Genomic DNA, 6879 nt, shown 5'->3' with positions numbered 1-6879 from the left:
AATCATTTGAGGTAGACCGGGTAAGGGTGGCAGCTTATGGTCAGAAATTTGATGCTCCGGGAGGATTAATCCAAATCGAACCCAATCACCATATTGGCAAAGAATGCCGGATTGGACGGATTTTGCCGACTGGACAATTTGAAATTCTGTTTACCAGTGAACGTCCGATTAAACCCCTACCCTGGTTAGGGGTTGAAACCTGTAACTGTGCCTCAGATGCACGAACTCACCAATACAATGGGTCGGCTAGGGCCACACCATTGATCGAACCCTACAGCACAAATGTGGTGATTGAATTATTGGCTGAGGTTGCTCAATGGATTGAAAAAGCTAGGTATCTAGAGACCAATGCACAAGCATTAGAAATGGCAACGGAACAGTTGAAACATGAAATAGTTGAGCGGCGACGAATTGAAGCAGAACTCCAGAAAGCCTTCGATGAGCTGGAGCTCAAGGTTGAACAACGCACAGCTGACTTAAAAGCATCTAATGCTCAGCTTATGATGGAGGTGCGAGAGCGTGAGCAAGCTCAAGAAGAACTCAGGGCAGCTAAAGATCAGTTACAGGCAGTGTTGGAAGCGGTACCAGGGATTGTCTCTTGGATTAGTTCGGATTTGCGCTACTTGGGTGTGAATCGCCATTTAGCCAAAACTTTTAACTTGTCCTCAGAGGGGTTTGTGGGTCAAGACATTGGGTTTCTTCAGGCTAGCTCAGAGTTTAATGACTTTGTCAAGGAGTTTTTTGCTAGCCCAGAGCAAGATGCTTGCCGAGAGGTTTTTGCTATTGTTAATGACGAAAAGCGAAACTATGTAATTGTTGCCCAGAAGTACCATCAAGGCTCAGCCGCTTTCACCGTTGGGATTGATATTACCGAACGTCAGCAGGCTCTTGATGACCTGCGCAAGACCAAAGATCAGTTACAGGCCGTGTTGGAGGCAGTACCGGGAATTGTCTCTTGGATTAGTTCGGATTTGCTCTACTTGGGTGTGAATCGCCATTTAGCCAAAACGTTTAACTTGTCCTCAGAGGGGTTTGTGGGTCAAGACATTGGCTTTCTTCAGGCTAGCTCAGAGTTTAATGACTTTGTCAAGGAGTTTTTTGCCAGCCCAGAACAAGATGCTTGCCGAGAGGTTTCGGCTATTGTTAATCACAAAAAGCACAATTATGTGATTGTTGCCCAGAAGTACCATCAAGGCTCAGCTGCTTTCACTATTGGGATTGATATTACCGAGCGTCGGCAAGCTGAAGAAGCCCTGAGGCAAGCTGAAGCGAAATATCGCAATATTTTTGAAAATGCTGTAGAAGGCATCTTCCAAACCACCCCCTCAGGACGTTACCTCAGTGCTAACCCAGCCTTAGCTCGCATCTATGGTTATGAGTCCCCAGAAGTATTAATTAATACTGTCACGAATATTGAGCAGGAACTTTATGTTGATCCGAACCGTCGCTCCCAATTCATCCAGTTGTTGGAAGAAAATGGTACCTTAGTGGATTTCGAGTCCCAAGTCTATCGCCAGGATGGCAGTTTGACTTGGATTTGCGAAAATGCCCGTGCCATTAAAGATGAGCATCGCAATCTGCTCTATTACGAAGGTACTGTGGAAGACATCTCTGAGCGTAAGCAAGCTCAGGAAGCCTTGCAAAGAGCCAATGAAGTGTTAGAAACCCGAGTGGAGCAACGGACAGCAGCACTACGGGACGCCAATCATCAACTACGGATTGAGATTGTAGAGCGCAAACACATCGAAGCAGCACTACGTAAATCCGAAGCTGAGTTGCGGGTGCTATTTGGGGCGATGACCGATGTGATTACCGTTTTTGATGCTCAAGGACGATACATGAAAGTAGTCTCCACCAATTCTGAAGTTTTATATAGTCCAACGACCGAACTACTTGGTAAGAGTGTCTACGAGGTTTTTCCCCCCAAGCAAGCTGAACTTTTTGTCACCCATATCCGGCAAGTCTTAGATACTAAACAAACCCTGAATATAGAATACAGCTTACCTATAGGAAATTATCAAGTAGGAAGTATTAAGGATGAAATTAGTTCTAACTCAGACTTGAATGGCCACAAACTTTCGGACTTCGATTCCAAGAATATAGGGCATCACACTAACAAATATTATCACAATTCATCCGATTATGAAAAATTTTCGGAATTCAATGGCCAAAAGCTAGTGGAGCAAACTGAAAAACCCTTTCATACTTCACACTTTAGAGGTGATAATTCCCAGGTGTGGTTTGCTGCGAGTGTCTCACCCCTGCCAAACAATTGTGTGATTTGGGTCGCTCGTAATATTACAGAGCGCAAACGGGTTCTAGATGCACTTCAGGAAGCTGAAGAGAAGTATCGTAGCATCTTTGAAAATGCCGCTGAGGGGATTTTTCAGATTACACCAGATGGGCGGTATCTCAGTGTCAATCCAGCTTTAGCTCGGATGTATGGCTACTCTTGCCCAGAAGAAATAGTGGCTAAAGTGACCGATATTGAACAGCAACTCTATGTCAACCCCAACAGCTATGCTGAGTTTATTGCTGCGGTTGAGGAGCATGGTGCTATCTCTGATTTTGAAGCTCGGGTTTATCGACAAGATGGCCAAATCATCTGGACGTCTCAGAATGCTCGTGTTGTGGGTGATACTCAAGGGAAACTACTATACTACGAAGGCACTGTAGCCGACATTACCAAGGGCAAACAGGCAGAAGCAGCACTGAGAGCTGAACAAGAAAAGTCGGAACACTTGTTGTTGAATATTTTACCTCACTCCATCGCCCAACGATTAAAACAAGAGCCAAAAGCTATTGCGAATCGCTTTGACGAAGTAACAATTCTGTTTGCTGATATTGTGGAGTTTACCAAGCTTTCTGCTCGCATCTCTCCCACAGAATTGGTTAATCTACTTAATCAAATTTTCTCAAGCTTTGACCAACTAGCGCAGCACCATGGATTAGAGAAAATTAAGACCATTGGAGATGCCTACATGGTGGTTGGTGGTCTACCAAACCCTAGGGATGACCATCCAGAAGCGATCGCAAACATGGCATTGGATCTCCAACAGGAAATTAGTCGTTTCCAGCGGCATGATGGGGAACCATTCCGCCTGCGCATCGGGATTAACACTGGTCCTGTGGTAGCTGGGGTGATCGGTATCCAGAAGTTCATTTATGATTTGTGGGGCGATGCGGTTAATGTGGCATCTCGGATGGACTCTCAAGGGGAACCTGGGAGAATTCAAGTTACTGCTAACACTTACGAGCGTTTACGAGACAAGTATTTGTTTGAAGAGCGAGGGATTATTAATGTTAAGGGCAAAGGAGAGATGATCACCTATTGGCTGACTGGAAGAAAGTAACTCATTGTTGAAGGTTGTTCGCCCTTGGCGTCCGAAGTAGGGTGGGTTGAGGGTTGAAGGTTGAGGGTTGAAGGTTGAGGGTTGAAGGTTGAGGGTTGAAGGTTGAGGGTTTAAGGTTGTTCGCGTAGCGTGGCCGAAAGCCCAAGGTTTAAGGTTGTTCGCGTAGCGTGGCCGAAAGCCCAAGGTTTAAGGTTGTTCGCGTAGCGTGGCCGAAAGCCCAAGGTTTAAGGTTGTTCGCGTAGCGTGGCCGAAAGCCCAAGGTTGTTCGCCTTTGGCGTTCCCGTAGGGTAGGTTGACCGCCTGCCGATCTTTGGGGGGATCAAAGCTTGACTGTTAACTAGCCCTTACCTTATTAATCCTCCATCTGCTTCTGCTTTTGGATAGAAATTTTTAGCCAGGTGTTCCTTGACGGAGTCTGATGGGAATCCTAGAGGAATAAATATTTCTGATTTACTAAAATCTAGGTTAACCATGAGCAGAGTTTCTGTTACCCAACAGATTGGTTTGATGTTAGGTATCTCCCTGGTGTTCGGTAACTGTTTGGCCAGTCGCAGTCTTGCCCAAACACTGTTTGAACTTGATGGTCGTGCTTACTTGGTGGGAGCTGATGGTGCTTTCCTGGGTTTAGTGTCTAGTAACCCTGTGGATGAAAAGTCGATTTGTAATCAGCTAGGGGATTATGGTAATCTGTCGGGCGTTGATAGTGTGTGGAATCGGGAGGGAAATTATGGCAGTTCTCACTCACACCTCAGTGCCTATAACCCCAGCACAGAATTACCCCCTGCAATTTATTACAGAAAGGCTCAAATCGGTTTTTTGACGGTAAACCCACAAATCGAAAATTCTTTTGATCCTGATCTGTTATTCCAGGCTTTCTGTCAGTGACAGTAAACGGCGGTTTTCAGGAATCACCCTTGCTCCCCTTCTTTAACAAACTAAGGAGGGGAGAAACTATCTCTAACTGTCCAGAATCCCAATAAGACCGCTGTATTATATAGTGTAATAGCCGGTGAAGCAAGTGTTTAATTTTACTTACGAATGAAGAAATCAGTGTTGTGGTCAATTGCCCTATTTTCAATTGCCCTATCTGTACCTTTAGTCTTAGCGAAATCTCTGTCACCTGGCTCTGAGTTAGAAACATCTTCCTCAACCTCTTCTGCTCCAAATTCCCCAGATCAAGTTTCCCCTGAATCGGATGGGCTGGCTAACAACGAGGAGACTCCCACATCCGAACTAACCTCTACCGCCACAGATCCAAAACCATCCCAATCTCCTACCCCCAAGGATGAGAATTCTACTGCTTCTAACTCACCACCCTCACCAACCCTAGCCCAAACTAAAGCTACCCAAGCATCAACCGCTAGCAACCAGGGCACGAAACAAGCTACTGCTACTACCAAGGATAAATCCCAGGATAAATCGGATAAATCAGCCAAGACTGAGTCTTCTAATCACAACAACCAGCCGCCCAGCCAGTCTGAAGCGGCTACCAAAAATCAGCAACCAGCAGCAAAGCCATTGAATGATGCTCCGATCCTAGAAATTCGAGTTGCTGTAGCTAATGGTGTTAAGTCTCTGGTAGTGGCTACCTCAACACCGGGTGAGTTGCTGGATGCTAGGGGTCAGCCCCTGGGTAAACTAACCGCCAATCAGGGAAGTAATGTTAAACCATTAGGGGACTATATTCAAATTGGTAACTATAAGACCCCCGCAGGGCTTTGGGTGAAGCCCACAAATGGAGGGTATGTATTAGTAGGAAACCGGTGGTATCGAGGGGATTTGCTATTGATTTCTAAGGGAGATAGCATCTTGGCAGTAAACTACGTTGACCTTGAGCTTTACCTGACTTCGGTGGTGGGAGCGGAAGTGTATCCTAGTTGGCCAATGGCAGCTCTCAAAGCACAAGCCATTGCTGCTCGCTCCTATGCTTTGGTTCATGCGATTCGACCCGCTAGTAAATTCTATGATTTGGGAAACACTCAGCGTTGGCAAGTTTACAAAGGAATCAAATATGAGTGGAACACCACGGCTCAGGCAGTTCAAGAAACTCGCGGCATTTTTCTAAGTTACAAAGGTGGGGTGGTAGAATCCTTGTACGCGGCTTCTGACCATATTGTCAAAAATGTATTTGGTGGTCAGGGTATGAGTCAAACCGGAGCTCGTGACTTGGCTAAGCAGGGTTACACGTATCAAGAAATTTTAGGCAACTATTATCCAGGCACTAGTTTGGCTTGGATTGATACTGTTGAGGCGGATTACGATTAGAGTTTTGTGGCAATTCAGCAACCATATTCTGGAAATATGTGGATAGAATAGATATTTTGTTGTTTTCCACAGGGTGAAACTATCATGAGCCGTGCTGAAAAAGTTGTTCTAGCATATTCCGGTGGCGTAGATACTTCGGTTTGTATCCCTTATCTTAAAGAAGAATGGGGAGTCAAAGAGGTGATCACCCTAGCCGCAAATTTAGGTCAGGGAGATGAATTAGAACCAATCAGACAAAAAGCTTTGGACGCTGGGGCAACAGAATCCTTGGTTGCTGATGCTACCTACAGCTTTGTCAAGGACTATGCGTTTCCAGCAATTCAGGCTAATGCTCTTTATGAAAGTCGCTATCCCCTCTCTACTGCTCTGGCTCGTCCCCTGATTGCTAAATTATTGGTGGAAACTGCTGAAAAATATGGTGCAGATGCGGTAGCTCATGGTTGTACCGGTAAGGGCAATGACCAGGTGCGTTTTGATGTGTCGATTATCGCCCTTAACCCCAACTTGAAAATATTGGCACCAGCTAGGGAGTGGGGGTTCTCTCGTGAAGACTCGATCGCATATGGTGAGCGCTTTGGTATTCCCTCACCAGTCAAAAAGTCTTCCCCCTACAGCATTGACCGTAACCTGCTAGGGCGCAGTATTGAAGCGGGGGTGCTTGAAGATCCGATGGTAGAACCACCAGAGGAAGTTTATGCCATGACAAAAGCGATCGCAAATACGCCAGATGAGCCAGAATATATTGAAATTGGCTTTGAGCGGGGTGTCCCCACTATTCTTAACGGTAATCTCCTTGACCCCGTGACTTTTATTAGTCAACTGAACGAGTTGGCTGGCAATCATGGTGTGGGACGGATTGACATGGTTGAGAACCGGGTAGTCGGTATCAAAAGCCGAGAAATTTACGAAACACCAGCCCTATCGGTGTTGATCCAAGCTCATCGTGACTTGGAAAGTCTGACCTTGACTGCTGATGTTACCCAGTACAAGCGAGGGCTTGAAGACACCTACAGTCAAATGGTCTACAAAGGCTTGTGGTATAGTCCTCTTAAGGAGGCTTTGGATGCTTTCATTCAAAAAACCCAGGAGCGGGTATCCGGTACAGTCAAGGTTAAACTTTTCATCCCATGTCCACCAAAAGAAAACACATGCGACTGAGCGCAATTTAATACTGCGTATTTTGAATAATTCACATTGAATAATAATAATAATCCCCACCGCTTAAAATAAAACAGCCTGGTAAACAGCTAAATATATTTAG

Annotated in this window: 5 protein-coding genes; 4 read left to right on the top strand and 1 reads right to left on the bottom strand. The window is 45.6% G+C overall.

Translation table 11 applies throughout. The features are described from left to right. Window positions 1-3353 (top strand): adenylate/guanylate cyclase domain-containing protein (locus tag F6K20_RS18430; RefSeq protein WP_287295580.1); only part of this gene is annotated, 3353 nt, incomplete at its 5' end. 1 nt (window position 3354) lies between these two features. On the opposite strand, the gene F6K20_RS18425 is transcribed toward F6K20_RS18430, so the two are convergent. Next, window positions 3355-3498, bottom strand: coding sequence for a hypothetical protein (locus F6K20_RS18425; protein ID WP_193374690.1), 144 nt, complete (start codon window positions 3496-3498; stop codon window positions 3355-3357). A gap of 326 nt (window positions 3499-3824) precedes the next feature. Between F6K20_RS18425 and F6K20_RS18420 the strand changes: the two genes are divergently transcribed. The 3 genes from F6K20_RS18420 to F6K20_RS18410 all read left to right on the top strand — a co-directional run bounded on the left by F6K20_RS18420 (window position 3825) and on the right by F6K20_RS18410 (window position 6776). Then, window positions 3825-4238, top strand: coding sequence for a hypothetical protein (locus F6K20_RS18420; protein WP_287295579.1), 414 nt, complete (start codon window positions 3825-3827; stop codon window positions 4236-4238). A gap of 153 nt (window positions 4239-4391) precedes the next feature. Then, on the top strand, window positions 4392-5618 hold the full coding sequence (locus tag F6K20_RS18415) for a SpoIID/LytB domain-containing protein (protein ID WP_287295578.1): 1227 nt from the start codon (window positions 4392-4394) through the stop codon (window positions 5616-5618). A gap of 84 nt (window positions 5619-5702) precedes the next feature. Further along, window positions 5703-6776 (top strand): argininosuccinate synthase, encoded by a 1074-nt coding sequence (locus tag F6K20_RS18410; protein WP_287295577.1) that lies wholly within the window; start codon window positions 5703-5705, stop codon window positions 6774-6776. Window positions 6777-6879: the final 103 nt, after the last annotated feature.

The sequence above is a fragment of the Moorena sp. SIO2C4 genome (genome assembly GCF_010672485.1).
Taxonomy (GTDB): Bacteria; Cyanobacteriota; Cyanobacteriia; order Cyanobacteriales; family Coleofasciculaceae; genus Moorena; species Moorena producens.
The sequence above is the reverse complement of the archived record's forward strand: the minus strand, read 5'-3'. Positions and strand labels throughout refer to the sequence as shown.